The 25,683-nt window shown below is 73.0% G+C and carries 25 protein-coding genes; 15 read left to right on the forward strand and 10 right to left on the reverse strand.

Translation table 11 applies throughout. The annotated features are described in order from the left end of the window. Positions 1-9 precede the first annotated feature (9 nt). Positions 10-1,248: a winged helix DNA-binding domain-containing protein gene (locus DEJ50_RS01265; protein WP_223837512.1), complete on the reverse strand. Its 1,239-nt coding sequence runs from the start codon at positions 1,246-1,248 to the stop codon at positions 10-12. 69 nt (positions 1,249-1,317) lie between these two features. Here DEJ50_RS01265 and DEJ50_RS01270 point away from each other — a divergent pair, with 69 nt between their 5' ends. After that, positions 1,318-1,554, forward strand: coding sequence for a hypothetical protein (locus DEJ50_RS01270; RefSeq protein WP_150205562.1), 237 nt, complete (start codon positions 1,318-1,320; stop codon positions 1,552-1,554). 108 nt (positions 1,555-1,662) lie between these two features. Beyond that, on the forward strand, positions 1,663-2,655 hold the full coding sequence (locus DEJ50_RS01275; RefSeq protein ID WP_150205563.1) for a hypothetical protein: 993 nt from the start codon (positions 1,663-1,665) through the stop codon (positions 2,653-2,655). Here the strand turns inward: DEJ50_RS01275 and DEJ50_RS01280 are convergent. Then, entirely contained in the window at positions 2,634-3,143 is a 510-nt protein-coding gene (locus DEJ50_RS01280) for a hypothetical protein (RefSeq protein ID WP_150205564.1), read from the reverse strand. The two genes, DEJ50_RS01275 and DEJ50_RS01280, sit on opposite strands and share 22 nt — an antisense overlap. 69 nt (positions 3,144-3,212) lie before the next feature. Next, a complete protein-coding gene (locus DEJ50_RS01285) occupies positions 3,213-4,415 on the reverse strand; it encodes an MFS transporter (RefSeq protein ID WP_150211808.1) in 1,203 nt (400 codons plus the stop codon). Between the two features lie 93 nt (positions 4,416-4,508). Between DEJ50_RS01285 and DEJ50_RS01290 the strand changes: the two genes are divergently transcribed. From DEJ50_RS01290 to DEJ50_RS01315, 6 genes are all read left to right on the forward strand, one after another. Next, positions 4,509-5,564, forward strand: a complete 1,056-nt coding sequence (locus tag DEJ50_RS01290) for an ArsR/SmtB family transcription factor (protein ID WP_150205565.1) — start codon at positions 4,509-4,511, stop codon at positions 5,562-5,564. A 111-nt stretch (positions 5,565-5,675) separates the two neighbouring features. Then, complete coding sequence (locus tag DEJ50_RS01295) at positions 5,676-6,998, forward strand: ricin-type beta-trefoil lectin domain protein (protein WP_223837513.1); 1,323 nt, start codon at positions 5,676-5,678, stop codon at positions 6,996-6,998. A gap of 110 nt (positions 6,999-7,108) precedes the next feature. Beyond that, a complete protein-coding gene (locus DEJ50_RS01300) occupies positions 7,109-7,942 on the forward strand; it encodes a class II glutamine amidotransferase (protein WP_150205566.1) in 834 nt (277 codons plus the stop codon). Between the two features lie 58 nt (positions 7,943-8,000). Then, entirely contained in the window at positions 8,001-8,414 is a 414-nt protein-coding gene (locus DEJ50_RS01305; protein ID WP_150205567.1) for an SHOCT domain-containing protein, read from the forward strand. Positions 8,415-8,443: 29 nt separating this feature from the next. Continuing rightward, the gene (locus DEJ50_RS01310) at positions 8,444-9,163 is read left to right on the forward strand and encodes a GAP family protein (RefSeq protein ID WP_150205568.1); all 720 of its coding nucleotides are present in this window, start codon (positions 8,444-8,446) and stop codon (positions 9,161-9,163) included. Positions 9,164-9,183: 20 nt separating this feature from the next. Then, complete coding sequence (locus tag DEJ50_RS01315) at positions 9,184-10,569, forward strand: chloride channel protein (protein ID WP_150205569.1); 1,386 nt, start codon at positions 9,184-9,186, stop codon at positions 10,567-10,569. On the opposite strand, the gene DEJ50_RS01320 is transcribed toward DEJ50_RS01315, so the two are convergent. Continuing rightward, complete coding sequence (locus DEJ50_RS01320) at positions 10,558-10,956, reverse strand: DUF1992 domain-containing protein (RefSeq protein ID WP_150205570.1); 399 nt, start codon at positions 10,954-10,956, stop codon at positions 10,558-10,560. The two genes, DEJ50_RS01315 and DEJ50_RS01320, sit on opposite strands and share 12 nt — an antisense overlap. A 39-nt stretch (positions 10,957-10,995) precedes the next feature. Between DEJ50_RS01320 and DEJ50_RS01325 the strand changes: the two genes are divergently transcribed. The 3 genes from DEJ50_RS01325 (at position 10,996) to DEJ50_RS01335 (ending at position 13,588) form a co-directional block, all read left to right on the forward strand. Then, complete coding sequence (locus DEJ50_RS01325) at positions 10,996-11,691, forward strand: MSMEG_1061 family FMN-dependent PPOX-type flavoprotein (protein WP_190344196.1); 696 nt, start codon at positions 10,996-10,998, stop codon at positions 11,689-11,691. 64 nt (positions 11,692-11,755) lie between these two features. Next, positions 11,756-12,247 carry a hypothetical protein gene (locus DEJ50_RS01330; protein WP_150205572.1) on the forward strand — a complete coding sequence of 164 codons (492 nt, stop codon included), beginning with the start codon at positions 11,756-11,758 and terminating at the stop codon, positions 12,245-12,247. Between the two features lie 114 nt (positions 12,248-12,361). Continuing rightward, positions 12,362-13,588 (forward strand): beta-ketoacyl-[acyl-carrier-protein] synthase family protein, encoded by a 1,227-nt coding sequence (locus DEJ50_RS01335; protein ID WP_150205573.1) that lies wholly within the window; start codon positions 12,362-12,364, stop codon positions 13,586-13,588. On the opposite strand, the gene DEJ50_RS01340 is transcribed toward DEJ50_RS01335, so the two are convergent. Next, positions 13,575-14,774 (reverse strand): aromatic acid exporter family protein, encoded by a 1,200-nt coding sequence (locus tag DEJ50_RS01340; protein WP_150205574.1) that lies wholly within the window; start codon positions 14,772-14,774, stop codon positions 13,575-13,577. The genes DEJ50_RS01335 and DEJ50_RS01340 overlap by 14 nt on opposite strands. A 56-nt stretch (positions 14,775-14,830) precedes the next feature. After that, positions 14,831-15,391 (reverse strand): TetR/AcrR family transcriptional regulator, encoded by a 561-nt coding sequence (locus DEJ50_RS01345; RefSeq protein ID WP_150205575.1) that lies wholly within the window; start codon positions 15,389-15,391, stop codon positions 14,831-14,833. A gap of 97 nt (positions 15,392-15,488) precedes the next feature. On the opposite strand from DEJ50_RS01345, the gene DEJ50_RS01350 reads away from it, so the two are divergent. After that, positions 15,489-16,094, forward strand: coding sequence for a DUF2867 domain-containing protein (locus DEJ50_RS01350; protein ID WP_150205576.1), 606 nt, complete (start codon positions 15,489-15,491; stop codon positions 16,092-16,094). A 186-nt stretch (positions 16,095-16,280) separates the two neighbouring features. Here the strand turns inward: DEJ50_RS01350 and DEJ50_RS01355 are convergent, their stop codons facing one another. From DEJ50_RS01355 to DEJ50_RS01370, 4 genes are all read right to left on the reverse strand, one after another. Next, positions 16,281-16,766: a hypothetical protein gene (locus tag DEJ50_RS01355; protein WP_150205577.1), complete on the reverse strand. Its 486-nt coding sequence runs from the start codon at positions 16,764-16,766 to the stop codon at positions 16,281-16,283. 91 nt (positions 16,767-16,857) lie between these two features. Continuing rightward, entirely contained in the window at positions 16,858-19,344 is a 2,487-nt protein-coding gene (locus DEJ50_RS01360; RefSeq protein WP_150205578.1) for a SpoIIE family protein phosphatase, read from the reverse strand. Then, the gene (locus DEJ50_RS01365) at positions 19,341-21,851 is read right to left on the reverse strand and encodes a SpoIIE family protein phosphatase (RefSeq protein ID WP_223837514.1); all 2,511 of its coding nucleotides are present in this window, start codon (positions 21,849-21,851) and stop codon (positions 19,341-19,343) included. Before DEJ50_RS01365 ends, DEJ50_RS01360 begins: the two co-directional genes overlap by 4 nt. Before the next feature lie 141 nt (positions 21,852-21,992). After that, positions 21,993-23,201 (reverse strand): serine hydrolase domain-containing protein, encoded by a 1,209-nt coding sequence (locus tag DEJ50_RS01370; protein ID WP_150205580.1) that lies wholly within the window; start codon positions 23,199-23,201, stop codon positions 21,993-21,995. Positions 23,202-23,401: 200 nt separating this feature from the next. Between DEJ50_RS01370 and DEJ50_RS01375 the strand changes: the two genes are divergently transcribed. The 3 genes from DEJ50_RS01375 (at position 23,402) to DEJ50_RS01385 (ending at position 25,551) form a co-directional block, all read left to right on the forward strand. Further along, positions 23,402-23,833, forward strand: coding sequence for a VOC family protein (locus DEJ50_RS01375; protein ID WP_150205581.1), 432 nt, complete (start codon positions 23,402-23,404; stop codon positions 23,831-23,833). Between the two features lie 117 nt (positions 23,834-23,950). Further along, positions 23,951-24,280, forward strand: a complete 330-nt coding sequence (locus DEJ50_RS01380) for a 2Fe-2S iron-sulfur cluster-binding protein (RefSeq protein ID WP_150205582.1) — start codon at positions 23,951-23,953, stop codon at positions 24,278-24,280. Continuing rightward, complete coding sequence (locus DEJ50_RS01385; protein WP_150205583.1) at positions 24,277-25,551, forward strand: NAD(P)/FAD-dependent oxidoreductase; 1,275 nt, start codon at positions 24,277-24,279, stop codon at positions 25,549-25,551. The genes DEJ50_RS01380 and DEJ50_RS01385 overlap by 4 nt, the downstream gene beginning before the upstream one ends. Positions 25,552-25,683: the final 132 nt, after the last annotated feature.

The raw sequence follows: 25,683 nt of genomic DNA on the forward strand, positions 1-25,683 counted from the left end.
CGCGGGGAGTCAGGGACGCACGGTGCCGACCAGCCGGCGTTCGAGGGGGGTGCGGTAGCAGGGGGTGACCCGGCTGGGACCGAGGAACTCGGCCAGCCGGGCGGTTTCGGTCTCGATGGCGGTCCGCGCCGCGCGGCCGGGGTCGGTGAGCAGGTGGTGGGTGATGCGGCCGTCGGGCAGCTGGGCCCAGGCGCCGACGATGCGGCCGTCCGCCCAGACGGTGGGGCCGATGTTGCCGTTGCGGTCGAACAGGGCGCCGGTGTGCTCAGGGTCGAGGTACCAGTCGCGGTTGCGCCAGCCCATGGCGGTGGGGTCGAGCCCGGGCAGCAGGGCTGCCCACGGCTCCGGGTCGGGTCCGGGTTCGGGGTCGAGGTCCTCGGGCAGGACGTAGCCGGTGCCCTCGTCGAGTCCGACGGGTTCGGCGGCGACCGAGGCGAGCGCCTTGCGGGTGTCGGTGAGGTTCCAGCCCGTCCACCACTTGAGGTCCGCCTCGGTGACGGGTCCGAAGGCGGCGAGGTAGTGGCGGGTCAGGGTGGCCCTGCCCGCCGCGGCGGGCAGTTCGGGCAGGGGCTCGGCGGGTGCCCAGCGGAACTGGGCCGAGGTCCAGCTTCCGGTGGGCCGGGCACGGCGGATGCGGCCCTCGGCTGCCAGCACGCCGAGGATGGTGGCGGACACGCGCTGGCGGGACTCGTACGGCTTGCCCGGGGAGGTGGTGATCTGCTCGCGCAGTGCCGGGACGGCTTCGGCGAGTTCGGCCGCGGTGGCCTCGCCGCGGGCGGTCAGGTGGGCGAGGGCCTCCTGCTCGGCCGCGGTGTAGCGGAGCTCGTCCCAGCCGGCCGCCTGGCGAAGCCGCTCGATCGCGGCGCTGCGGTCGAGATAGGGGTCCTTGCCGGTCGCGGCCCGGACGGCCGGTGCGAGGCGGGCGGGGACGGCGAACATGGTCCGGCGCATGCACCGGATGCGGGCCAGGGTGCGGTCCTCGTACAGGGCCTGCTCCACCGCGGCGACGCCCGGGGTGGTGAGACGGGCGGCGGCGGCCAGGAAGACCGTGGCGGGGTCGGTGGCGTGCAGGCCGATGAGCGCGTCGGCCACCCCCTCCGGGGTGGCGGCCCGCGCCGGAACGGTCAGCAGGTGCCGGCGCGCGAGACGGGCACGGCGCTCGGCCGCGGTGATGCGGCGGCGGGAGGAGGGCGGCATGGGGTGGCTCCGGGGGAGGTCGGCGGGATCTCCCCAGAGCCTGGCAGCCATCTAGGTCAGGGTGTGACCTAGATCGGGCGGCGGGTTAGCCGCCGACCGCGCCGTGGAACCGATCTCACCATGACCGAGAGTGCAAGCCCCCACATCCACTCGGCGCGGGTCACCGTGCTGGGAGTACAGCCCGGTGACCCGCCGTTCCGGCTCGTGGAGATCGACGGCGAGCTGGTCTGCACGGCGCGGTCCATGACGGACGTGCTCCTGGCCGCCGCGTCGTTCGGCATCAGGATCGAGGACCTGGACGACCCGGACGTGGTCCGCTGGGTGGGCGGCGGGAAGTACACCTGGCAGCCGCACTAGGCCTGTCGGACCTGTCGGACCTGTCGGGGCTGTCGGGGCGGCCGGGGTGAGGGGGCGGCGGTTGTTCGTTACGCTGGCCGGGTGTCACCCGTACGACCGGAGCGTCGCGTGCCACGCCGCCCGCTGCCCGGGCCGCTGCGGACGGCGGTCGCGGCCGGTTTCGCGGTCGCCCTGTCCGCCGTACTGCTGCCCGCCCCCGCGCAGGCGTTCACGGGCGGCAACCACGAGGAGATCACCCGGGCCGCGCTGCCCTGGCAGCCCGGCACGCTGACCGCGATGGCCGACGCCCGTGACGGGGCGGTCAACGCCAACGACCACGGCGGATACTTCCAGCTGGGGCCGCTGCACTGCGACAACGCCGACTACCTGGCACCGCGTTACGCCCCGGACTACCCCCGCTCCCGGGACGAGGCCACCACCGAGCTCCTCGCCTGCATCCGCACCTCCGTGGCCCGTTTCCGGAACGCCGTCCGGGCCGCCGACGGGCTAGTCGACGCCGAGGGCAGGGTCCGCGCCGACCAGAGCGACCTGTCCTCTCCCTGCACCTGGCAGGAGCCCCCCGGCCGGGCCAAGTGCACTGTCCTGAACCAGCTCGGCCGCGGCTGGCACCAGATCGAGGACTTCTACGCGCACTCCAACTGGACCGACCGGGCCGCGCCCGGACCGGTCGGCATCGCCAACCCGCCCGGGCTGGCGCGTACCGAGGTCGCCCCGTTCTTCGACATCCGCCGCTACAGCGGCATGGCGGACGCCGAGTGGACCCGCGAGGCACGCGCCCTCATCCCGGCCGACCTCACCACCGGCTGCTACTCCGACTTCGATTCCACCGGCGTCAAGTCCGAGGACTGCTCGGGCCGCATCACCCACAACCGCGACCTGAACAAGGACACCGCCGCCTCGCAGCGCTCGAAGACCGGCGACAACTTCCGGCGGGCGGTGGCCGGGGCCACCGCGGAGATCATCCGCCAGTGGAACGAGTTCAAGGCCGAACTGCTCAGGGCCTATCCGGACCGGGGACGCGGGGAGCAGATGGTCTGCGCGATCGTCCATGACGATCCGGCGTCGCAGTGCCGCCCGGGTCAGCAGCCGCCGCAGTTGTAGAAGGTCACGTCCCAGTGGTTGCCCTCGTCGGCGTAGATGTTGCCGGCCCCGGACCGCCACTGCGGGGCGCCGTCGCCGCGCACCCCGATGTAGGTGAAGGTGTTCCTGATGTAGTTGCCGAGGCAGGTGTACTTGCCGAAGTCGAGCTTGTAGCCGTTCCAGTGCGAGTAGGTGCCGCCGGCGTGGCCGGTCTCGGTGCCCCCGGTGATGTTGAGTGCGCAGCCGCTGGCGCTCCTGAGGGTCTGGGCGCCCTGCGCGGTGGCGAGGTTGAGCTGCTCGAACGAGGTGCAGGTCGGGTTGTTGCGGTCGGAACAGCCGCCGGAGGAGGACCAGGTGATTCCGGAGGCCCGGAACTTCGCGGTCGCGGTGGCATGACTGATCTTGGTGGCCGCATGGGCGTCGGTGGCGCCGGAGAGGACGCCGGCGCCCGGGGCGAAGAGCGCGCCCAGGACGAGGGCGAGGGCGGTGAGGACCGGGCGGAGCTTCATCGGATGTGCCTCCTGGCGGTGCAGGCGGTGTGGACCGGGCCCGTCGGGCATGGAGATGGTGCCGCAGCCCTACCCGTGCCCGCCAGACGGCGTCGGTGATTTTCCGGCGCGCTGTGGCGAGAGGTGGCGGGCCAGGGCGGACCCCGCCAGGAGGCCGATCAGGGCGCAGACCGCCGGCCAGCCGAAGGCGGTGTGGAGGCGGACGCCGAGCCAGGATCCCGCCGTACCGCCGAGGTAGGCGCAGGTCATATAGGCGGTGTTGAGCCGGCTGCGGGCGTCCGGGCGCAGGGCGTAGATCCGCGACTGGTTGGCGACCGTGCCGGACTGCATGGCGACGTCCAGGAGCAGGGTGCCCGCGGCCAGCGCGACCAGGCCCGCCGGGCCGCCCCGGCCGCCGGCTGCGAGGACCGCGGCGGCGGCGAGGACCCCGAGGAGGGAGGCCGTGTTGACCGGGCCGGGCCCGTGGCGGTCGACCAGCCGCCCGGCGAACGGGGTGCACAGCAGGGTGGCGCTGCCGACCAGGGCGAGCAGCCCGACGGCCCCGGCCCCCAGCCGGTAGGCGGGCCCGGTCAGCAGCAGGGCCAGGGCCGCCCAGGCGGCCGAGAACCCGCCGAAGACGGCGGCCTGGTACAGGCAGGAGCGGCGCAGCTCCGGCTCGGCGCGCAGCAGGTGCAGGGGTTCGGCGAGGAAGGCGATGTACGGGCGGCGGGCGGCGGCCGGGGGCGGGGTGCCGGTGGGTACGGCGTGGGCGGTGACGGCCGCGAGGATCAGGGCCACGGTCGCGGCCACCAGGTAGGGGGCGCGCCAGCCGAGCTGTTCGCCGAGCAGCCCGCCGAACGTACGGGCCAGCAGCATGCCCGCGGTCGATCCGCTCAGCAGGGTGCCGAGGACGGCCCCGCGGTGGCCGGGCGCCGCCAGGCCGGCCGCCAGCGGGCCGATGATCTGTGCGGCCACGGTGGTCAGGCCGACCAGGGTGCTGGCCGCGACCAGCGGCGGCATGGCCGGGGCGCAGCCGGCGGCCAGCAGGGCCAGGCCGGTGAGGGTGAGCAGGACGACCAGGAGCGAGCGGTGCCGGATCCGGTCGCCGAGCGGTACCAGCAGGACCATTCCGGCGGTGTAGCCGATCTGGGTGGCGGTCACCAGGAGGGCGGCGGTGCCGGGCGGGACGTGCAGCCCGTCGGCGACGAGCGGGACGAGGGCCTGCGGGAAGTAGAGGTTGCCCACGGCGACGGCGCAGGTGACGGCCAGGATCAGGACCAGTCGGCGGCTCACCGGGCCGCCGCCGGCCGCGGTGGTGTCGGGGATGTCATGGGGTGAGTCCACGGTGCTGCGGGGTTCCTGCCAATGGATGTAGCCTGCGGCTTAATGATCAGCTTCGAGCTCGGTGTCGAGGACCTCGCGGACACGCGGTTCGCCGTCTCGCCCCTGGCCGAGACCGTGCTGAGCCTGCGAGTGCTGCGGGATCCGGGGGTGTCGGCGCTGCACCTGCCGTGGCGGAGGTCGGTCCTCGGCCGGCTGGGCGGCCTGGACACCGGGCTGCTGATGTCCCTGGTGGCGGACCGGCTCACCCTGCCGGACTTTCTGACGCCCCGGCCGGCGGGGTTCGAGCCGGCCTTCGGGGCGGAACTGGCCGTCGTCCGGCGGACCCCGCCCGAGGTGGTGCGCCGCGATCTGTCGGCCGCGCACGCCCCGGACCGGCTGCCGGCGGCGCTGCGGGCGGCGTACGCGGCCGGGGACGCGCCGGTCGCGGCGCTCCGCGACGAGATCTGCGAGCTGCTGCAGCGGTACTGGGAGATTGCGGTCCGGCCGGTCTGGCCGCAGGTGCGGCTGGTGGCGGAGGCCGATATGACCTACCGGGCCCGGCAGTTGGCCCGGGGCGGCGCCCGGCTGCTGTTCGCCGATATGCATCCCCGGCTGAGCTGGGAGGACGACGGGGCGCGGGGCGTCCTGCGGGTCCACGGCACCCTCGGCGACGGCTACCACGCGCAGGCCTGCGGCCGGGGGCTGCTGCTGGTGCCTTCGGTGTTCGCCCACAAGCCCGCGCCCCCGGTCGGACCGCAGGAGCCGCCGTCGCTGCTCTATCCCAGCCGTGGCGTGGCGACGCTCTGGGCGGCCGGACCGGCGAGCGGACCGACGAGCGGGCCGGCGGCCGGTTCGGCGGCCGGTTCGGCGGCCGGGCCCGCTCTCGTACGGCTTCTCGGCGCGCCCCGGGCCCGGTTGCTCGGCCTGCTGGCGGAGCCGCTGGCCACGGTCGAGCTCGCCCGGCGCCTGCGGGTCACGCCCAGCGCCGTGTCCCAGCACCTGCAGGTGCTGTACGGGGCCGGGCTGGCCACCCGGGCCCGCCACGGCCGGCAGGTCCTGTACCGGCGCAGTCCGCTGGGCGACCGGCTCGCCACGGGAGACGACCTCCCGGACCGCTAACTCGGCGGGATTCCGGGGGCTTTGGCGCCTTGGCCTATCATCTGTTCGATTCTTGATGAGAGGCAACGGCACGTGCGTGTAACAGGCAAACATCGGATATCCCTCGTCGCGGTGGCAGCCGTGGCGGCGATCGTGGGAGGTCTTCAGCTCTCCCCCAGCGCGTTCGGCACCGAGGACACCGAGGGCACCGAACCCAAGGCCGTGAGCGAGGTCGTGGTCGCGGAGCCGGGGCCGCCCACCGGGGAGGCACTCGACGCCCATGCGGAGCACTCGGCCGTGTTCGACAGCGACGGCACGGTCTTCAAGAACGGTGTCATGTCGCTCGGGACGGAGGCCGGGACGGGCGCGGCGGCCCGGCCGATGGCGCGGGCGGCTGCGGCCGGCACCCCCGCGCCGCCCCAGGGCCCGGGGTGGAAGCTGAGCGGTGCCACCCAGTGGCTGAAGACCGGTTATACGATCAAGTTCTACGACCAGAAGTCCGCGGACTGGCTGGGCCCGTACGTGAAGGCCTCGGCGGCGGACCTCCAGCGCATCACCAACCTGCGGGTGACCGTGGACCCGAAGCCGGTCGGCTGGAACTACCAGCGGCCCAAGGGCGAGGTGCTCATCGGGGTGCTGCCCCGGCCGTGCGTACCGCCCGCGGAAGGCGGCACCATGGGCAACACCGGCTGGAAGGTGGTGCATGACGGGTCGGGGACCGCAAACCTCAGCTGCGGGTTCACCAGTTCCTCCGAGCCCGCCACCGTGACCAGCGGACACGCCTACATCGACGCCTCGTTCTTCACCGCGGCCGGGCAGCCCACGGCCGCCATGGGCACGACGTACATGCGCAACCACATCAGCCATGAGCTCGGGCACACCCTCGGGCTGACGCACGCCAACCGCAGCCTGACCAAGGGCGACTGCCTCAAGGGCACCGACTCCGGCCAGTTCCCGGTGATGTGCTCGCCCACGTACGCGTACCAGGACAAGCGCGCGGGCTCGTACGTCCAGCAGTTCGACGTCCAGGGGCTGCGCCACCTCGCCGCCGGTGCCGGGGCCGTCCTGCCCCCTCAGGGCAAGGTCGGCGGACTCGGCGGCAAATGCCTGGACGTCAAGGGCGGCAAGGCGGCCAACGGCACCCAGATCCAGCTTTACACCTGCAACGGGTCCGCGGCGCAGTCTTGGATCCTGGGCAAGGACGGTACGTTCCGCGCGTTCGGCAAGTGCCTGGACAACGCGCGCAACGCGAGCACCAACGGCAACAGGATCAGCCTCTACGACTGCAACGGCTCGGCGGCACAACGCTGGTCCGTCAATGCCAAGGGCCAGATCGTGCACATGGCCTCGGGCAAGGTGCTCGACGTGGTCGGCGGCTCGACCGCCAACGGCACGGTGGTCCAGCTCTACACGGCGAACGGCAACAAGCGCCAGGTCTGGGTCACTCCGAAGTAGTCCGCGGGGGCGGGCTCCGGGCGGGCTCCGGGCGGGCTCCGGCGGGAGCCCGCCCGCGTGGCGATCACCGCGGGCAGGATCGAAAATGGGACTGCCGGAGGTGATCGTTCATGTGTCGATGGCTCGCCTACTCGGGAACGCCCCTGCTGCTCGACGCCGTCCTGTACAAGCCGACCCACTCGCTGATCGACCAGAGCCTGCACTCCAGAATGGGTGTGGAGACGACGAACGGCGACGGGTTCGGCGTCGGCTGGTACACGCCGGACAGCAGTTCTCCGGCGATCCTGCGGGACATCGGCCCCGCCTGGAACAACCGCAACCTGCGGGAGATCGCGGACCATGTCCGCTCGCCCCTGTTCTTCGCCCACATCCGCGCCTCGACCGGCACCGCGATCCAGCAGTCGAACTGCCACCCGTTCCGGCACGGCCGCTGGATGTGGATGCACAACGGTTCCATCGCCGGGTTCCACCTGATGCGGCGGGACCTCTGCCTGCTCGTGGACCCCGCCCTGTTCACCGACATCGAGGGCACGACGGACTCCGAGGTGATGTTCTACCTCGCGATCACCTTCGGCCTGGACCAGGACCCGCCCGGCGCCGTGGCCCGGATGGTGGGCGCCGTCGAGCGCGTCGGCCGTGAACACGGTGTGGAGCTCCCGATGCAGATGACCGTCGCCGTGACCGACGGCCAACGCGTCTGGGCCTTCCGCTACTCCACCCAGAACACCTCCCGGTCGCTGTTCTACAGCAGCCGGGTGGAGACCCTGCGCAAACTGCACCCCGAGATGCCGTTCCTGCAGGAAGTGTCCGACGACACCCGACTCATCGTGTCCGAACCCCTCGGTGATCTGCCCGGTGCCTGGAACGAGGTACCGGAGAGCAGTTACGGCGTCGTCCAGCCCGGGGCGGACGAGCTGTTCCCCTTTGTCCCGGAACCTGCATGACGCCTTGACGGCCGAGGGCCCCGGCCTTCCGGCCTGCACGACCGACAGGAGAACGGCCATGAAGGACTCGATGCAGAACCTGGCGGTGGACTACCCGCTGCTGAACATGTTCTGGACCATGCTGCTGATCTTCATCTGGGTGCTCTGGTTCATGCTGCTGTTCCGGATCATCGGCGACATCTTCCGTGACGACTCGCTGGGCGGCTGGGGCAAGGCGGGGTGGACCGTCTTCGTGATCCTGCTGCCCTTCCTGGGCGTGTTCGTGTACCTGATCGCCCGCGGGCGCGGGATGGGCGAACGCGAGATGCAGCGGGTCCGGATGAACGAAGAGGCGTTCCGCGCCTATGTGCGCGAGAGCGCCGGGCCCACCAGCCAGGCGGAGGAGCTGTCCCGGCTCGCCGAGCTCAAGAACAGCGGCGACATCACGGCGGCCGAGTTCGAGCAGGCCAAGGCGAAGATCCTCGCGAGCTAGGACCCTGCCCCGGTCCGGGGTGACCTGCCATGGTGCTCGACCTGGTCGTCATCGGTCTGGCCATCACCCTCTACCCACTGCCGGTGCTGGCCCTGGGGCTGGTGGTGTCCGCTCGCCGCGGGGTGTGGAAGGGACTGGCGTTCGTCCTGGCCTGGCTCGGCTGCCTCGTCCTCGTCATCACCATCGTGCTGTTGCTCACGGGCGGACAACCGCCGCCGCCCCGCTCTCCGCCGTCCACCGCGGTCCTCGCAGCCAAACTGGCGCTCGGCGTGGGCCTGATCGTCTACAGCGAGCACCGGCGGCGCCTGCGCCGCTCGGCCCGCGCCGATGCCGGGGCCACGACCGATGCCACGACCGGCGCCACGACCGGCGCCAAAGCCGGCACCAGGACCGACGCTTCGGGGAGTTCGATGACCTCCCGGCTGGACCAGGCCTCGGCGTGGTCCGCGGCCACGGTCGCCGTGCTCCTCCAGCCCTGGGGCATGGTCGGCCTCGCCGCGACCACCGTGGTGCAGGCCGACCTCTCGCACGCCTCGTCGTTCTTCGTCCTGACGGGCTTCTGCCTCCTGGCCAGCGCCAGCCTGCTGGTCATGGAGCTGTACGCGGTCTTCGCACCGGAGCGGGCGCAGGCCGGCCTGGCCAGCCTGCGCGTGTGGCTGACGGCCCACAAGGACCCGGCGATCATCCTCACCTGCCTCGTGGCCGGCGTGTGGATGACCGGCCGGAGCCTGTCCGCGCTCACCGGCTGAGCCAGCCAAGGAGGAGCACCATGACGGAGCCGAGCCCTCGACCCGCCCCCGCAGCCCCCGCCGCCACCGGCGGGCAGCCCGAGGAAGCGGACCGGCTGCGGGACATCCTGCGCTCTCCCGGCTACCTCAAGGTCCTCGCCCTCGCCAGTTTCATCGGGATCCCGGTGTCACTGATCTCCTTCTGGTTCCTGGTCGCGCTCCACTGGCTGGAGCATGCGCTGTGGGACAGCCTGCCGCACGCCCTGGGCTGGGCGGCTCCTCCGTGGTGGTGGCCGCTGCCCCTGCTGCTGATCGCCGGACTCGTCGTCGGCCTGGTCGCCGCGTACCTGCCCGGGGCGGGCGGCCATGTCCCCGCGTACGGCCTGCACACCGGCGGGTCCTCAGCGGCCCTGCTGCCGGGGGTGCTGATCGCCGCGACGGCGAGCCTGCCGTTCGGCGCGGTCCTGGGGCCGGAGGCGCCGCTGATCGCCCTGGGCGGCGGCCTCGCCCTGCTGTTCCGGGATCTGACGCAGATGCCGGCCACCGCGCAGACCACCGTGCTGCTGACCGCGGCCGGAGCGGCTGCGGCCATCGCCGCGATCTTCGGGAATCCGCTGATCGCCGCGGTGCTGCTGATCGAGGTGGCGGGAGTGGGCGGGCCCCGGCTGTTCTCCGTCATGCTGCCCGCGCTGCTCTCCAGCGGCATCGGGGCCCTGGTCTTCACCGGCTTCGGGCGGTGGACGGGCCTGGAGACGGGCAGCCTCGCCCTGACGCTGCCCGGGCCGCTGCCGCACCTGGACGTGGGGGACGTGCTGTGGACGGTGCCCATCGCCCTTGTCCTCGCCCTTTTCCTGCACCCGCTGATGGCCGCGGGCGGCCGGGCCGCCGCCTACATCTCCGGCCGGGTGCTGCCCCGTACCGTGCTGTGCGCACTCGGTGCCGCCGCCTGTATCGCCCTCTACGCCCTGATCACCGGCCGCTCGCCGGCCGAGGCCGCCCTGTCGGGCCAGGGTGCCCTGGGCGTGCTGGCCGCCGACCCGCGGGCCTGGGGGGTGGGTGCGCTGATCGCCGTCCTGCTGGCCAAGGGGGCCGCGTACGCCTTCTGCCTGGGCAGCCTGCGCGGCGGCCCCGTGTTCCCGGCCCTGTTCCTGGGGGCCGCGGCCGGTGTCCTGCTCGCTCCGCTGCCCGGCCTGGGCTTCGTACCCGCCATGGCGGCGGGTATGGCCGCCGCCACCGCCGCCACCATGCGGCTGCCGGTCAGCAGCGCCCTCCTGGTGGTGCTGCTGCTGGGCGGCACCAGCATGATGCCGGTCGTGATCCTTGCGGCCGTGACCGCCTTCGTCGCCACCGAACTGCTGCCCCTCGGCCCCGGGCCGCAGGCTCAGGACGGGCTGGAGGCCCGGCCGGATCCCGCTTCACGCGCGTGAAGCGCGCCATTCCTCAACCATCGCGTCCACGTCGAACGGCTTGAGGTTGAGCGGCGGCCCCGGGGGCGGCCGGCGGACGGCTGCGGCGATCTTCTCGTTGATCTCGGAGAGGATGTCCCGGACCCTGGATTCCGTACGCGCCTGCGCCACCGCCTCGACCGCGTCCTCGGCCTCCTTGCGCAGCACCAGGGCGGGCGGGAGGACCGAGACGCCTTCCCGGTGCAGCTTGCCCTTGACCCACCACAGCTCGTCGTAGGGCGCGGTGTCGTCGGGCAATGGTTTGCCGAAGCCGGGCAGGTTCGCGAAGTCACCGCGCTCGGTCGCCTCGCGGATCTGCTTGTCCACGAATGACTCGAAGCTGACGCCGGGGGGTTTGCGCTCGGTCATGCTTCCAGCGTACAAAACCCTCCTATAAATTGGATGCGCATGACACTTGATTCGCCTGATGCACCGTCTGATGCACCGTCGGCCGGCCGCGACGGCCGCCTCTTCGAGGCCTTGAGGTCCACCGCCGTCCAGAACACCGAGGCGCTGCGCACGCTCTACGAGGAGCCCGGTGAGCTGGCCCGCCGCAAGACCGTGGACCGGATCCACGAGGTGGCCCGGACGGTCATCGGCCGGTCCTCGCTGGTGTTCGTGGCCAGCTTCGGTGCCGACGGCCACTGTGATGTCACTCCGCGCGGCGGGCCGGCCGGCTTCGTGTCCGTGCTGGACGAGTTCACCCTCGCCCTCCCCGACGCCACCGGCAACAAGCGGCTGGACAGTGCGCACAACATCGTGGAGACCGGCCGGGCCGGCCTGATCTTCATCATCCCCGGCCGGTCCACCACCCTGCGGGTGAACGGCAGGGCCTGCATCTCCGCCGACCCGCGGCTGCTGGAGCGGCTCACGGCCGTCGGGAAGCCCCCGCGCAGCGCGATGGTGGTGGAGGTCGAGGAGGTGTACCAGCACTGCCCGAAGGCCTTTCTGCGCAGCAACGCCTGGAAGCCGGACCAGTGGCTCGCCGAGGACGCCGTCCCGAGTTCCGCCGAGGTCACCCTCTCCCATCTGAACCTGCCCGGTCTGACCCTGGAACAGATCCGCGCGAACGAACGCGAATCGCTGCTGCACCGCTACGAGTGAGCCGGGCGGGGCATCGGCGGGCCGGCCGCGGATGGGGAGCCATGTCCGGGGGAATACGCGGGACATGACGAAAGGCACCGACGCCCGGAAGAACTTCCAGGAGCTTCCCGTCCGGACTCCCGAGGACGTCCCGGAGGGATACCCGCTTGCCTGGCTCGCCGAACGGTACGACCTGCACGGCGAGAAGCTCTCCAACAACGCGCTGCCGGAGGGCTTCGACGAGAAGGATGCCGAGCGCGGCACCGCGGACGACGCGGTGGCCCGCCTCGCCCTGGGCGAGGCCATCCGCCGCAGCGTCACCGGCTTCCACGGCAACCGGATCCACGAGGCGCTGCTGCTGGGGGCCACCTGGCACGAGGTGGCGGGGGCCCTGGGCATCGGCACGGACCAGGCGCGCGAGGTACTGCGCAGCCATGCGGACCGGCAGTACCGGGTGCGGATGGAGCTGGCGGCCGAGGGGAGCTCACTGGGGCTCTCCGAGGAGGAGCACGCGGTGGCTCTGGCGCTCACCGCCCTCGGCGACGACGAGCCGTACCGGGGTGGCTTCCGCGGGTGAACCGGGAGGGCCGCCCGGGTGACACCGCCGCGGGGCCGGTGTCGGTGGCGGCCGGGGATGGGCTAGAGCTCGCTCGCGGATGCCACCGATCCGCCTTCCCCCGAGGAGTACGCCATGCCCTGTGAAATCGCCGTCACCGGCATCGGGATGATCACTCCGGCCGGCCACGATCCGGAGGAGACCTGGGCGGGCGTGTGCGACGGCCGCGGTCTGGCCGCGACCGACCCCGGACTGGCGGGGCTGCCCGTGGACATCTCCTGCCGCATCGCGGGGTTCGACCCGGACGCGGTGCTCGGCCGCCGGCTGGCCCGCCGGGTGGATCCGTTCGTCCAGTACGCCCTGCACTCGGCGCGGCAGGCGGTGACCGACGCCAAACTCGACCCGGCGACCTGGGACGCCGTCCGCGTCGGTGTGGTCCTCGGGGTGGGGAGCAACAGCCTTGACCGGTACGTCCGCGAGTTCACCCTGATCGGCGAGGGGCGCACCCGGAGCGTCTCGCCCCTGGCGCTGCCGCGCAGCGTGCCCAATATGGCCGCTGCCGAGGTGGCCCTGGACCTCGGTGTCCGCGGTCCGGGCTTCACCGTCTCCAGTGCCTGTGCCTCCGGCGCCACCGCCCTCGGGGTGGCCGCCGACCTGATCGCGGCGGGCCGCTGCGACATCGTGCTGGCCGGCGGCTCCGAGTCCGGCTGCACCCTGGGCACCGCCACCTGCTTCCAGCAGATGCTCGCGCTGTCCCGGCGTACGCAGGCCCCGGCCGCCGCGTCCCGGCCGTTCGACACGGACCGCGACGGGTTCGTGCTCTCCGAGGGCGCCGCGGTCCTGGTCCTGGAGCGGCCCGCGCACGCTCTGGCCCGGGGTGCGCACACGCGCGCCATGCTGCGCGGCCACGCCACCACCGGCGATGCGCACCACCCGGTCGCCCCGCATCCGGAGGGGGCGGGGGCCGAGGCCGCCATGCGTGCCGCCCTGGCCGACGCCGGGCTCGGGCCGGGCGACATCGGCCAGGTCAATGCGCACGGCACGTCGACACCGGCCGGTGATGCCGCCGAGGCGCTCGCCCTGCTGCGGGTCTTCGGCGGGACCCCGCCGCCGGTGACCGCGCCCAAGGGGGTGCTCGGTCACTCCCTCGGTGCGGCGGGGGCCGTGGAGGCCGCCTTGACCGTCCTCAGTCTGGAGCGCCGGCAGATCCCGCCGACGGCCAATCTGGGGTGCCAGGACCCGGGGCGTGAACTGGACGTGGTGGCCGGCCGGCCGCGGTCCGCGATGGCGATGTCGGCCGCGCTGTCGAATTCCTTCGGTTTCGGCGGCCAGAACACCGTGCTGGTGTTCACGACGGGGTGAGGGGGCCGCGGAGCCGGGCCATCCGGGGGTGGCGCTCCCGGCGGGCGCGGGAGTGCCGGTCGAGTTCCTCCATCAGGCGCTCGGAGCGTTTCTCCACGCCGAGCTCGTCCAGCACCCGGTCGATGTCGGCGAGCAGGGCGCCGTGCAGCTGCCACTGGGCGGGGTGGGCGCGTACCTGCTCCAGCAGGAGCCCGGCGAGGCGGTCACGGCTCGACCGGGCAGTGGCCAGCTCGCGCGCCAGCCGGGCCTCCGCCTCTTCCGCATTGGCGCTGACCTGGGCGGTGATCAGCCCGGCGAAGCTGTCGACGGCGACGGCCAGGTGGTCGAAGACCTCGCGCAGGGCGTGGCTGAGGGGAGGCGGGAACAGCGGGTCCTCGTCACGGATCTTCGCCAGGTCGGTGAGGGTGCGGCAGGCCACCCGGAGGACCACGGCGCAGATCTCCAGCGTGTCCAGCCCGGTGCGCAGGACCAGGCGGAACAGCAGGCCCTCCCTGACCCGGGGGTTGAGGCGCAGGCTGTCCTCGGCCTGCCGGAGGGCGCCGTCGACATGGGCGATGTCGTTGTCCAGCCGGCGGGCCTCGTGGAGGCGCGCCACCGCGTCCTCCACCCCGTTGGGTCCGGCCGGATGCTCCCCCATGTGGCGCAGCAGGGTACGCATCCGGCCCGCCAGGTCGGTGATCGCCTCGCCGGCGGGCCCGACCCAGACGGGAGGTGCGAAGAGGAGGTTGGTCAGGAGCCCGACGGCGGCACCGATCAGGGTCTCCAGCACCCGGTCCCAGGCGGTGTCCGCGACCCGGGTGACGCCGAGGACCAGCATGGCGCTGATGGCCACCTCGGGGACGAACTCGTCCACCCGCACCAGGTGGCCCACGATCAGCGAGGCCAGGATGATCAGTCCCAGGCTCCACCAGGTCAGGCCGACGAGGGCGCTGAATCCGATGGCGATGAGCACTCCGGCGACCACCGAGTTCACCCGGCGGATGCCGGTGGTCAGGGTCGAGTAGAGGGTGACCTGGACGACGAGCAGGGCGGTGAGGGGTGCGGTGAGGGGTGCGGGTTCGCTGCTGAGCCGGAGGGCGATCACGTAGCTGATGACGGCCGCTGCGGTGGAGCGCAGCGCCTGTACGGCGACGGGGTCGCGGCGGCGGCGGACGGCGCGGGTGAACAGACTGCTCTCGTGCCACATGCCGACGCACCTGCCCATCCTGTGCCCCGGGGATGCGGGGCCTCCTGCAAACGGACCTACCGCAGGAGCCAGGTTCCGGTCAGGTCCATCACCTCCGCGCGGGTGTGCGCGGGGTGGTCGGCGGCGATGAAGTGGTTGCCGATGCGGACGGAGAAGGTGAGCATGCAGCGGACCTCGACCTCGTCCTCGTCGGGGCAGAAGGCGCGGAACAGCGAGCGCAGGTACTCCATGCGCCGGCTGTCGGCGTGCCGGAGCCGTTGTGCGGCGGCTTCGTCGCGGCGCGCCCAGTCGCGGACGGCGAGGTCGGTGGCGGTGCCCGTGACGGGATCGTCGCCGGCCGAGTCGACGAGGGCGAACAGCCGCTCCAGCTTGGCCCTGGCGTCCCCGCCGCCACTCTCGACCTGCTCGATGACGGCCTCGGTGACCCCGCGTTCCCAGGTGTCGAGCATTTCGGTGAGCAGGGCGTCCCGGTTGCGGAAGTACCAGTAGAAGCCGCCCTTGCTGACGCCGATGGCCTGGGCCAGTGACTCGATGCGGACGGCTTCGGGCCCGCCGGCCGCCAGGGCCCGCAGCCCTTCCTCGATCCAGGTGCCGCGCGGCGTTCGGGTCGCGCCCATGGTGTGTCTCCCCTCACATGCACCCCCGCTCCATACGGCACCGTATGGAGCGGGCTAGTCTGCTTTCCATACGGCATCGTATAGAAGGGGCTTGCCGATGAGACTCCCGAAGCACGCGTACACGTCACGGCCGTGGCGGATGCACGAGATCGCCCCCGACTTTCGCCTGGATTCGGTGTGGGCGCTTCCCACACCGGGCGGTGCGGACGACCTCGTGCACCTGGTGGAACAGTTCGCCGACAGCAACGAGGGGCACCTGGAATCCCCCGTACCGCGGCTGCTGTTCGCGATCCGCTGGAGGATCGGGAAACTCATGGGCTGGGACAAGCCCGACGACGGCGTCGGCGCCCGGGTGCCGACGCTGCGGGACCGGCTGCCGGCGGACCTCCGCGCGGGCCTCCGGGGGCCCGACCTGCGCACGGTTCCGTTCGCCTCCGTCTTCCAGACCCGGGACGAGTGGGTCGCGGAGTGGGCGAACCGGACAGTGCAGGCCGCGCTGCACATCGGCTGGGTGGCGGACGGCGCCGGCGGCCACCACGGCGAGATGACCGTCCTGGTGAAGCCGAACGGCCGGCTCGGCACCCTCTACCTCGCCGCCATCAAGCCCTTCCGGTACCTGGGCGTGTACCCGGCGCTGATCCGGTCGATCGGACAGGAGTGGCAGGACGGTGCGGCGGCGAGGCGAGGGGTGGCACTCCCGTAGGGGAACGGTCAGTTCTTCGTCGTGGCGTAGAGCATCACTCCGACCACCACGATGCCCACGATCTTCAGCGCACGGCGCAGCCCCAGGATGCGGAACAGCATGCAAGCCCCCTCGGCCTCTCGGTGTTGACGGTCGGTCAGCCGCCGCCGTCATTATCCGCCGGGCCGGGGGGTTCCGGGGTTCCGGTCAGCGCTGGTGTGCGCGGGGGCCGGCGGCGGGCCGGCCCGGCAGGACGCCGGCGTCGACGGCGGCCAGGATCGCATCCGCCTGGGTCCGGGTGAGCTTGCCGTCCTTGACCGCCTGGTCGAGGCGGGCGGTGAGCTTCTCGCGGAGCTCGGCCGGGGCGGGCCGCTCACCGCCGCGGAAGTGCTTGCGCTTCTCGGCGTGTTCGCCCCGTTCCTCCCGCTGCGCCGCCCGGAACTTCTTCAGGGATTCCGTCACCTTCTCCTCGGGTACGCCGAGGTCCTTGGCGAGCGCCTCGGCGAGCTCCTGCTGCCGCTGCCCGCGCAGCTCGGCCCGCTTGCCCGGCTCCGGCTGCGCCTTCCGGACGGCCTCGGGCCGTCCGGAGCCGCCGGAGTCCTCGGCGACTGCAACGGCCGGGAAGACCAGGGCGATTCCGGCCAGGGCCGCACCGGCGGCGAGTGCCGTGCGCTTGCGGACGTGCTTGTTCATGGGAGCCCCTCCAGGGTCGTGACGGCGTCGGCCGATCCTCGATCCTCGCGGACTCGCCTGAGGAGTGGCTGAGAAGGAGATGAGAAGTTCGTCAGTCCTCACGCGGGTTGGCGGCCGGGAGGGCCTGTTCGGCCCAGATCGTCTTGCCGGTGGGGGTGTAGCGGGTGCCCCACTGCTGGGTGGTCTGGGCGACCAGGAACAGACCCCGGCCGCCCTCGTCGTCACCGGCGGCGTACCTCAGGTGGGGGGAGGTGTGGCCGCTGTCGGACACCTCGCAGATCAGGGTCTGGTCACGGATCAGGCGCAGTTGGATGGGGCCGGCCGCGGCGTGCCGGATGGCGTTGGTGACCAGTTCGCTGACCACCAGTTCGGTGGTGAACAGCAGGTCCTCGCCGAGTCCCCATTCGCGGACCTGGGCGGCAGCCGCCGCGCGCGCCCGGCCGACGGCCTGGGGGTCGGCCTCCAGCTCCCAGACGGCCACCTGATCGCGGCCCAGAACCCGGGTACGGACCAGGAGCAGGGCCGCGTCGTCGTCCTCGGGGGCGGGCAGCAGGGCCTCGACCGCCTCGTCGCAGAGGTCGTCCAGGGGCCGGGCGGAGCGGGTCAGGACCGTGCCCAGGGTGTCCAGCTGATCGTCCAGGTCGCGGTCGCGGCGCCGGACGAGGCCGTCGGTGAACAGGGCGAGCAGACTGCCCGCAGGGAGGGTCAGTTCGGCGGACTCGAAGGGGAGGCCGCCCAGGCCCAGCGGGGGTCCCGGCGGCAGATCGGGAAAGTCCACCGTGCCCTCGTACGGGTTGACCACGGCCGGCAGCGGATGCCCGGCGCGGGCCATGGTGCAGCTCCCGGAGACCGGGTCGTAGACGGCGTAGAGGCAGGTGACGCCGAGGGCCTCGTCCTCGGGCAGGTCATCGCCCGCGGCGCGGACCGCGGCCCGCTCGTCGATGCCCTGGTTGACGAGATCGTCCAGACGGGCGAGGAGTTCGTCGGGCGCCAGGTCCATCCGGGCCAGCGCACGCACGCTGGCGCGGAGCCGGCCCATGGTGGCGGCTGCGCCCAGGCCGTGGCCGACCACGTCGCCGACCACCAGGCCCACCCGGGTCCCGGACAGGGCGATGACGTCGAACCAGTCCCCGCCGACCCCGGCGCGGCTGTCGGCGGGCAGGTAGCGGTACGCGAGTTCGACTGCGGACAGCTGCGGCAGCAGCCGGGGCAGCAGGCTGCGCTGGAGCATCAGGGCGGCGGCGTGCTCGCGGGCGTAGCGGCGGGCGTTGGCGATGCACACCGCGAGCCGGGCGGCGAGTTCGTCGGCCACGGCCAGTTCGCCGGGGTCGAAGGGGTTTCGGCGGTGCTCCCAGCCGAAGGCCGCGACGCCCAGGTCGACGCCCTCGGCGCGGAGCGGTACGGCCAGCAGGTTCGGTGCGCGGACGGGCCGCAGGGCGGCCGGGGGCCGGTCGTCCCCGGGGGGCCAGACGCGGACCATCGCTGCGGTCTCGGCGGTCTCGGCGGTCTCGGCGGTCTCGGCGGTCTCGGCGGTCTCGGCGGTTTCGGCGGTTTCGGCGGTTTCTGGGGTGTCGGAGGCATCGGATGCCTCCTCAGAGGTGGCGGTGGAGGTGGTGGCGGGGCGGGGCGGGCGGTCGCCGTCGAACACCGCCTCCAGCAGGTCGATGGTGACCGAGTCGGCGAAGTGCGGGGTGGTGACGGCGGCGAACTCCCGGGCCGTGCGCATGATGTCGAGGGTGGTTCCCACACTGGAGCCGGCCCGGACCAGCAGGTCCAGGCGCTGCTGGGCGAGGTAGCGCTCGGTGATGTCGATGGTCTCCTCGCAGACGCCCAGCGGGGAGCCGGCGGTGTCCTCCAGCCGGTAGTACGAACAGGACCAGACGTGGTCGCGGTCGGGGGCGGAGGGCGGCCGGCCTCGGTAGTGCAGATCGAGTACCGGCTCTCCGGTCGTGAGCACCGCGTTCATGACCTCCTCCAGCGTGCCGGGCATGCCGGGAGAGAGGACCAGGCCGTGGGTGACCATGTCGTCCGGGCCGACTCCTGCGTAGTCGGCGGGGCCCATCTCCGCGTAGAGAGCGGCGTTCGTCCAGACCACGCGCAGCCGGGTGTCGTAGATGGCCAGGCCGACCGGGGATTCGGTGGCCAGACCGCGGAGCATCGACTGCAGCGCGTCCCACTGCTCGCTCTCGGCGGCGTCGGCCATGGCGAGCAGCCGGGCCGGGTGCGTTCCCTGCGACAGCTCGGCCCGCAGGCCCGCGTGGCCGTCCGCGTCACCGTGGGCTTCGGCCTCGCCGGGCAGCAGGGTGAGGACGGCGACGGCCAGTCGTACGGTGTGCCCGGCCCGGCGGCGCACCCACAGGACGCGCCGCAGGCCCGGCAGGAGTTCGGGCGCGGCGGTGTCGGTCACCAGATCGGTGAACGGCCGGCCGAGCACCTCGGACGGTGCGTATCCCAGCAGTTCCACGGCCGCCGGGCTCCAGCCCACCACCCGGCCCGCGCCGTCGAGGACGGCCATGGCCGCCCGGGACACGTCCAGCGGGCCGTGCAGTTCGCCGAATCCGGGAGGGATCGCCTTCATGACGCCTGCCTCCACTCCGTCGGCCAGCGTGCGGCCAGCAGCAGGGCCACGTCGTCGGGCCGGTCGACGGCCTCGCCGGCCTCGCGGACGAGCAGGTCGGCGGTGGCGGCCAGGTCGCCGGAGCCGGCCTCGGCGAGGGTGGCGCGGAGCCGCTCGACGCCCACGTCGATGTCGGCACCCGGCTGTTCCACCAGCCCGTCCGTGTAGAAGGCGAGGACCGCACCGGGTTCGAGCAGGAACTCGGTGACCGGGTACTGGGCTTCGCTGTCGATACCGAGGACCACGCCGCCCGGGAGGTCCAGTACCTCGGTCCGGCCGTCGGGGTGGCGCAGCAGCGGCTGCGGGTGGCCGGCGCGCACGGCCCGCGCGGTGCCGGTCGCCGGGTCGAGCAGGACGTAGCAGCAGCTGGCGAACTGGCCGGGGTCGAGGTCGATCAGCAGCCGGTTGGTACCGCTCACCACATCCTGCGGGGACTGCCCGCTGAGGGCGAACGCCCGGACGGCACTGCGGAGCTGGCCCATGGTGGAGGCCGCTGCCACGCCGTGCCCCTGGACGTCTCCGATGACGAGTGCGATGCTCCGGCCCGGCAGGGTCCCGGTTTCGATGACGTCGTACCAGTCTCCGCCGATGTCCATGCCCTCGGTGCCGGGGAGGTAGCGGCCGAGGGTCTCGACGTGGTCGACCACCGGGAGCCGGTGCGGGAGCAGCGCGGCCTGGAGTCCGCGGGCGAGGGTGGCTTCGGATTCGTAGCGCTGGGCGCGTTGCAGGGCCTGGGCGATGAGTCCGGCGAGGGCCGTGAGCACCGTACGCTCCTCCGGGCTGAAGCCGCGGGGCCGGTCGAAGCCCAGGATGCAGGAGCCCACCGGCCGGCCGGAGGCGATGAGGGGCAGGAAGGCGCGCGCGCCGACGTCGGCGTCGAGGGCGATGCCGGGGTAGGCGGCGGCGAGGTGCTGCATGGACTCGAAGAAGATGGGGCGGCCGGAGGTGAGGGTCTCCACGCCCGGCAGCCGGACTTCGAGGGAGACTCCGTCGAAGCGGTCGAGGAACCCCTTCGGGAAGCCGGTCTCCCAGGCGAGGTAGAGGTGCCGTTCGTTCAGCAGGTAGATGGCGAGCTGCCGGCCGCCGAAGGCGGGCAGCAGTTCCTCGGTCACCACGGCCGACACCTGGCGGGCGGTGACGGCCTCGGTGAGGGCGATGGCGAGGGCGACCGGGCGGTACAGGGACGCTGCCCGGTCGGCCGGGGAACCCAGCCCGCCGCCCGGGCGGACCAGGGAGTTCGGGGTGTAGGCGGGGTGCTCCTCGGCGGTCAGGGTGACGGTCACACCGCCGGGGCCGGGGTGCAGGAAGACCGAGACCCACTCGTTCGGGGAGCGGCGGGCCAGGAACTGGACGGGGTCGCTCCCCATCATGACGGCGCGGAAGTAGTCCTCGTAGGCGGTGTGGCCGAGCCAGGGCAGGGCCTCCCACAGCACCTGGCCGGCCAGTTCGTCCCGGCCGCGGCCGAGCAGGTCCACCACGCTGTCGTTGGCGTAGGTGACCCGGCCCGTGCGGTCGATGGACAGTACGGCCTGCGGCAGGCGGTCGGCGGCCTGTTCGGTGAGGGGGGCGGTGCCGAGGTCCAGGACGAGGCCGGCCAGCAGGCTCCGGTCCCGGCTCTCCCGGCTTTCCGTGGTGTCCGTGGTGTCCGTGCTGTCGCCCGGCCGGGCGGTGAGGTCGAGGACGAGCCGCCGCCCGTCGCGGCGGCTCAGCGCCAGGCGCCGGGTCGGAGGGCCTTGCGGATCGGCGAGCTCCCGGGCGATGGCCCAGAGCCCCTGGCGGTCCTCCGGCCACCAGTCGGCGGTGAGGGCGGCCACGTCGCCCGGGAAGTCCGCGGGGTCCAGTCCGGCGAGCGCGCACAGGTCCGCATCGACGGTGATCAGCCCCGTGCCGAGGTCCCAGTCGAAGCAGCCGGTACGCAGCGGGGTCTCCAGGGGCACCGGCAGGGTCACGCTCACCGGTTCGCTCTCCCAGACGACGTCCGTGCCGTCGGCGGCGAGCGCGGCCAGGCGGGCGGAGAGCCGCTGCGCGGCCTCGCGGAGCAGGTGGCGGTCGGAATCGCCGACCACGGCGCCGGGGGTCGCGGCGCGCAGCACCATCAGTACGCCGTACCGCTCGGTTCCCTGGGCCAGGGGCCCGTACATGGAGCCGAAGGGGAAGGGCAGCCCGGCCATCAGCTGGGGGTAGCGCCGCATGGCCTCCTCGGCGTCGGCGAGGTGGACGGCCTGCCCGGAGCGGTGTGCGTCGGCCACCGGAAACGGGCGGTTGACGTGCATGCGCCACCAGGGCCGGAACAGCGACCCGGGCAGCCCTGCGACGACGGCCATCCGGAGCAGGCCCGTGGTCCGGGAGCGCAGGTAGACCCCGCCGGCGTACCCGCCGACGGCTTCGATCGCGCCCACTGTGGCCCGGGCGAGTACCAGGGCCAGCTCGTCCGGAACCCGTCCGCCGTCGTCCGGCCTCCCGATCACACCTCTCTCCCGGTCACACAGCCAGGATGCGCCTCCCGCCGCGGCTGCCGCATCCGCACGGGCGCCGTACGGGCCACCGGGGCCGGGTGCGGCGGAACGGCCGGGCCCGGGCGGAGCGCCCGGGCCCGGCCGGACGGCGGGCTACTCGGTGCCGCAGAACTCGGCCTCGACCACGGTCTGCGTGTTGCCCGCCCAGTCCCCGTTGAGGTTCGCGGCCAGGGCGTGCCGGGTGTCGCGGGTGACCACCGCAGTGGAGCTGGAACCGTGGATTCCGCCGCCGTGGCCCCAGACCTCGGTTCCGCAGGACAGCCGGATGCTCATGATCCCCAGCCCGTACCCGACCCCTTCCGCGCCGGGGACCGGCACGGTGGTGGTCATGTCCCGCAGCTGGCGGGGGCCGAGCAGGCGGCCCGAGAGCAGGGCGCGGTAGAAGTCGTTGAGGTCACGGGCATCGGTGACGATCTCGCCGGCCGCGCCCGCGATGGAGGGGTTGAGCTCGGTGACGTCGTGGGTGGGGCCCGTCGCCTCGGGGGACAGCTTCGAGTACGCGCGCCCGGCGGGCTCCGGCATGCCCGCACGGGTGCCGGGCAGTACGGTCGCGTCCAGGTGCAGGGGGCCCAGGATCCGCCGCTGGACCTCCTTGGCGTACGGGTTGCCGGTGGCCTTCTCGATGACCAGGCCGGCCAGGACGTAGTTGGTGTTCGAATAGCGCCAGTCGGTGCCGGGCGCGAAGTACGGCTGGTGGGCCATGGCCACCCGGACGAGCTGCTCCGGCTTCCAGGTGTCGTAGCGGTGGCGGAGGAAGCCGGGGCCGAAGACCTTCTCGACGAATGCCTCGTCCTCGGTGTAGCTGAACACTCCGCTGGTGTGGTTGAGGAGTTGGCGCAGAGTGATCGTCCGGCCGGAGTGGCCGTTGCCCTGGACGAGCCCCGGAAGCCATTTCTCCACGCTGTCGTCGAGGCTGAGCCTGCCCTCGGCCTCCAGCTGGAGCAGCACCGTCGCGACGAAGGTCTTGGTGATGGATCCCGCCCGGAACCGCTCCTGTGCCTGCCGCTTCTCGCCGGTGCGCAGGTCCCCCACGCCGGCCGTGCCCGCCCAGGCGCGCCGGCCGCGCTCGGCCACCGCGAGGGCGCCGGGCGCGCCCTCCGCCACGGCGGCTTCGAGCGCCTTCCGGGTTGCCTCGTGTCCTGCGCCCTGCCCGGACTGCCCGGACTGTCCGCTCTGCCCGTCGGCTGCGGCCGGCGCGGCGGCGTACGCGCTGCCGGTGAGGCCGGTGACCGCCACCGCGGTGGCGGCGACCACCGCCAGTGCCGCGTGCGTGATCCGGCGCGTCGTACGACGACCTGCCATCTGCTTCTCCCACCCGTTGCGCCGGGTGCCTGGTGCACCCGGTCACCGGTGATGACCGGGGAACGGGCCCCAAGGTTGAGCGCACTTGGGCCGGTTGGGGCGGTTGAGGTGGTTTTTCAGCCACCCTGCCGTGGCGTTGCGGCGTGCGCTGGGGCCGCCCGATGGGCGACGGTGGACGCGACTGCCTGAGGAGGCTCGCCATGAACTGGACGCTCGAAGTCGTTCCCGTCCCGGTCACGGACCTGGACCGGTCCAAGGAGTTCTACGCCGACAGGGTCGGCTTCACCGTCGATCTCGACGACGAGGTCGCCCCCGGCGTGCGGATCATCCAGCTGACCCCGCCCGGCTCCCGGTGTTCGATCGCGATGCTCCAGGGGATGCCGGCGGCGCCCGGTACGAAGGTGATGGCCCCGGGCACGCTGCAGGGGCTCCAGCTCTGTGTCACGGACATCGAGGCGGCGCGCGCGAAGCTGGCGGGCCGCGGGGTGGAGGTCTCGCCGGTCCGCCATCTCGGGGAGGCGGGCTGGGCGGACGGCAAGGGCGGCACCTGGAACTCCTTCCTCACCTTCGAGGACCCGGACGGCAACGGCTGGGTGGTGCAGGAGGCGCCCTCGGAGCTGTCGGAACGCTGAGCTCCGGGTGGGTGGCGGGGCGATAGCCGGGCGGTAACCCGCCGATATGGCCCGTTTCTAACGTCGTGGTCACAAGGAGCGAAGAGCACCGCCCACCGACCGTCCCAGGAGCACTCCATGCCCAAGATCACGTATGTCGCCGCCGACCGTTCCACGGAGACGACTCTCGACCTCCCCCAGGGCACCAGCATCATGCGCGGCGCCGTCTCCAACGACGTCGCGGGCATCGTCGGCCAGTGCGGCGGTTACGCCCAGTGCGGCAGCTGCCACGTGTACGTGGAGCCCTCCGCCCTCGACAAGCTGGACGCCCCGGAGTCGGAGGAGGACGAGATGCTCGACTTCACGGCCTGCACCCGGGAGCCGAACAGCCGTCTGAGCTGCCAGCTCACCGTCACCGACGCCCTCGACGGGCTGATCGTCCGCCTGCCCGAGCGGCAGTACCGGTGAGCCCGCTCACCGGGGCCGGCCACGTCGTCGTCATCGGCGCCGGGCAGGCCGGCTGCCAGACGGTCGCCTCCCTGCGCGAGAGCGGCCACCAGGGCCGGATCACCCTGATCGGCGATGAGGGCGTGCTGCCGTACGAGCGCCCGCCGCTGTCCAAGGCCTATCTGAAGGGAGATGTGGACGAGACCCAACTGTGGCTGCGGCCCGAGGCGTTCTACGAGCGGAACGCGGTCGAGCGGGTCACCGGCACGGTCGTGGCCCTCGACCGGGCCGCCCGGACCGTCCGGCTCGCCGACGGTGCCGAGCTCGGCTATGACCACCTTGTGCTGGCGACCGGGGCCCGGGCCAGGACCCTGCCGGTCCCCGGCTCCGGCCTGCGGGGCGTACGGACCCTGCGGACGCTCGCGGACGCCGACGAGCTCCGCAAGGACCTCGCCTCGGCCGCGCACGTGGTCATCGTGGGCGCCGGGTTCATCGGCCTCGAATTCGCCGCGTCGGCCCGGGACCTGGGCCACCGGGTGACGGTCGTCGAGGCGCTCGGGCGGCCCCTGGCCCGGGCCCTGTCGGCCCGGACGGCCGAGCACTTCAGCCGCCTGCACCGGGAGAACGGCACCGAACTGGTCTTCGACCGGGGTGTCGCCGGCTTCCACGACGACGGCGACGGACGGGTGGCCGCGGTGGAGCTGACCGACGGCCGCATGCTGCCCGCGGATCTGGTGCTGGTCGGTGCCGGGGCGGTGCCCTGCACCGAACTGGCGGAGGCCGCAGGCCTGTCGGTGGCCGGCGGGATCGTCACCGACTCCCGGCTGCTGACCAGCGACCCGCGGATCTCCGCGGTCGGCGACTGTGCGGTGTTCCCGCACCCGCGGGCCGCCGGGCCGCTGCGCATCGAGTCGGTGCAGAACGCCGTCGACCACGCCCGGCTGGTGGCCGACCGGCTCACCGGGTCCGACCGGACGTACGGGGACCTGCCCTGGTTCTGGAGCACCCAGTTCTCGACCACCCTGCAGATCGCCGGGCTCGGTCAGGACCACGACTCCCAGCTGGTGCTGGGGGATCCGGCCGGCGGCTCGTTCTCCGTCCTGCTGTTCCGCGAGGAGGAGCTGGTGGCGGTCGAGTCCGTCAACAAGCCCGCAGACCACATGTCCGCACGCCGGCTCCTGGCCGACGGCATCCCGCTGAGCCGCTGGGAGGCGTCCGCCGAGGGGTTCACCCTCCGGGCGCACTTCAAGGCGCGGTCGGGCGGGCCGGCGGCCGTGCCGGTGGCTGCGTGAGGGGCGCAACACGTCCCGTACGCAGGGAATGTCCGTGCGCCATCCCGGCACGGACCGGCAGTCCCCATGCCGCGGCGCCCGGCCCGACCGGCCGGTCCCGGGGCGGCACGAGGATGCGCGACGGTGCCCGAT

This window comes from Streptomyces venezuelae (assembly GCF_008642295.1).
In the GTDB taxonomy this organism is placed as follows: Bacteria; Actinomycetota; Actinomycetes; order Streptomycetales; family Streptomycetaceae; genus Streptomyces; species Streptomyces venezuelae_C.

What these genes read in the sequence shown, in the direction of transcription:
- DEJ50_RS01380 (WP_150205582.1), top strand. Translation starts at nt 23,951, where the DNA reads ATGCCCAAGATCACGTATGTCGCCGCCGACCGTTCCACGGAGACGACT.
- DEJ50_RS01330 (WP_150205572.1), top strand. Translation starts at nt 11,756, where the DNA reads ATGACGAAAGGCACCGACGCCCGGAAGAACTTCCAGGAGCTTCCCGTC.
- DEJ50_RS01340 (WP_150205574.1), bottom strand. Translation starts at nt 14,774, where the DNA reads ATGTGGCACGAGAGCAGTCTGTTCACCCGCGCCGTCCGCCGCCGCCGC.
- DEJ50_RS01325 (WP_190344196.1), top strand. Translation starts at nt 10,996, where the DNA reads ATGACACTTGATTCGCCTGATGCACCGTCTGATGCACCGTCGGCCGGC.
- DEJ50_RS01265 (WP_223837512.1), bottom strand. Translation starts at nt 1,248, where the DNA reads ATGGCTGCCAGGCTCTGGGGAGATCCCGCCGACCTCCCCCGGAGCCAC.
- DEJ50_RS01320 (WP_150205570.1), bottom strand. Translation starts at nt 10,956, where the DNA reads ATGACCGAGCGCAAACCCCCCGGCGTCAGCTTCGAGTCATTCGTGGAC.
- DEJ50_RS01335 (WP_150205573.1), top strand. Translation starts at nt 12,362, where the DNA reads ATGCCCTGTGAAATCGCCGTCACCGGCATCGGGATGATCACTCCGGCC.
- DEJ50_RS01305 (WP_150205567.1), top strand. Translation starts at nt 8,001, where the DNA reads ATGAAGGACTCGATGCAGAACCTGGCGGTGGACTACCCGCTGCTGAAC.
- DEJ50_RS01345 (WP_150205575.1), bottom strand. Translation starts at nt 15,391, where the DNA reads ATGGGCGCGACCCGAACGCCGCGCGGCACCTGGATCGAGGAAGGGCTG.
- DEJ50_RS01280 (WP_150205564.1), bottom strand. Translation starts at nt 3,143, where the DNA reads ATGAAGCTCCGCCCGGTCCTCACCGCCCTCGCCCTCGTCCTGGGCGCG.
- DEJ50_RS01370 (WP_150205580.1), bottom strand. Translation starts at nt 23,201, where the DNA reads ATGGCAGGTCGTCGTACGACGCGCCGGATCACGCACGCGGCACTGGCG.
- DEJ50_RS01360 (WP_150205578.1), bottom strand. Translation starts at nt 19,344, where the DNA reads ATGAAGGCGATCCCTCCCGGATTCGGCGAACTGCACGGCCCGCTGGAC.
- DEJ50_RS01300 (WP_150205566.1), top strand. Translation starts at nt 7,109, where the DNA reads ATGTGTCGATGGCTCGCCTACTCGGGAACGCCCCTGCTGCTCGACGCC.
- DEJ50_RS01355 (WP_150205577.1), bottom strand. Translation starts at nt 16,766, where the DNA reads ATGAACAAGCACGTCCGCAAGCGCACGGCACTCGCCGCCGGTGCGGCC.
- DEJ50_RS01350 (WP_150205576.1), top strand. Translation starts at nt 15,489, where the DNA reads ATGAGACTCCCGAAGCACGCGTACACGTCACGGCCGTGGCGGATGCAC.
- DEJ50_RS01310 (WP_150205568.1), top strand. Translation starts at nt 8,444, where the DNA reads ATGGTGCTCGACCTGGTCGTCATCGGTCTGGCCATCACCCTCTACCCA.
- DEJ50_RS01290 (WP_150205565.1), top strand. Translation starts at nt 4,509, where the DNA reads ATGATCAGCTTCGAGCTCGGTGTCGAGGACCTCGCGGACACGCGGTTC.
- DEJ50_RS01270 (WP_150205562.1), top strand. Translation starts at nt 1,318, where the DNA reads ATGACCGAGAGTGCAAGCCCCCACATCCACTCGGCGCGGGTCACCGTG.
- DEJ50_RS01375 (WP_150205581.1), top strand. Translation starts at nt 23,402, where the DNA reads ATGAACTGGACGCTCGAAGTCGTTCCCGTCCCGGTCACGGACCTGGAC.
- DEJ50_RS01315 (WP_150205569.1), top strand. Translation starts at nt 9,184, where the DNA reads ATGACGGAGCCGAGCCCTCGACCCGCCCCCGCAGCCCCCGCCGCCACC.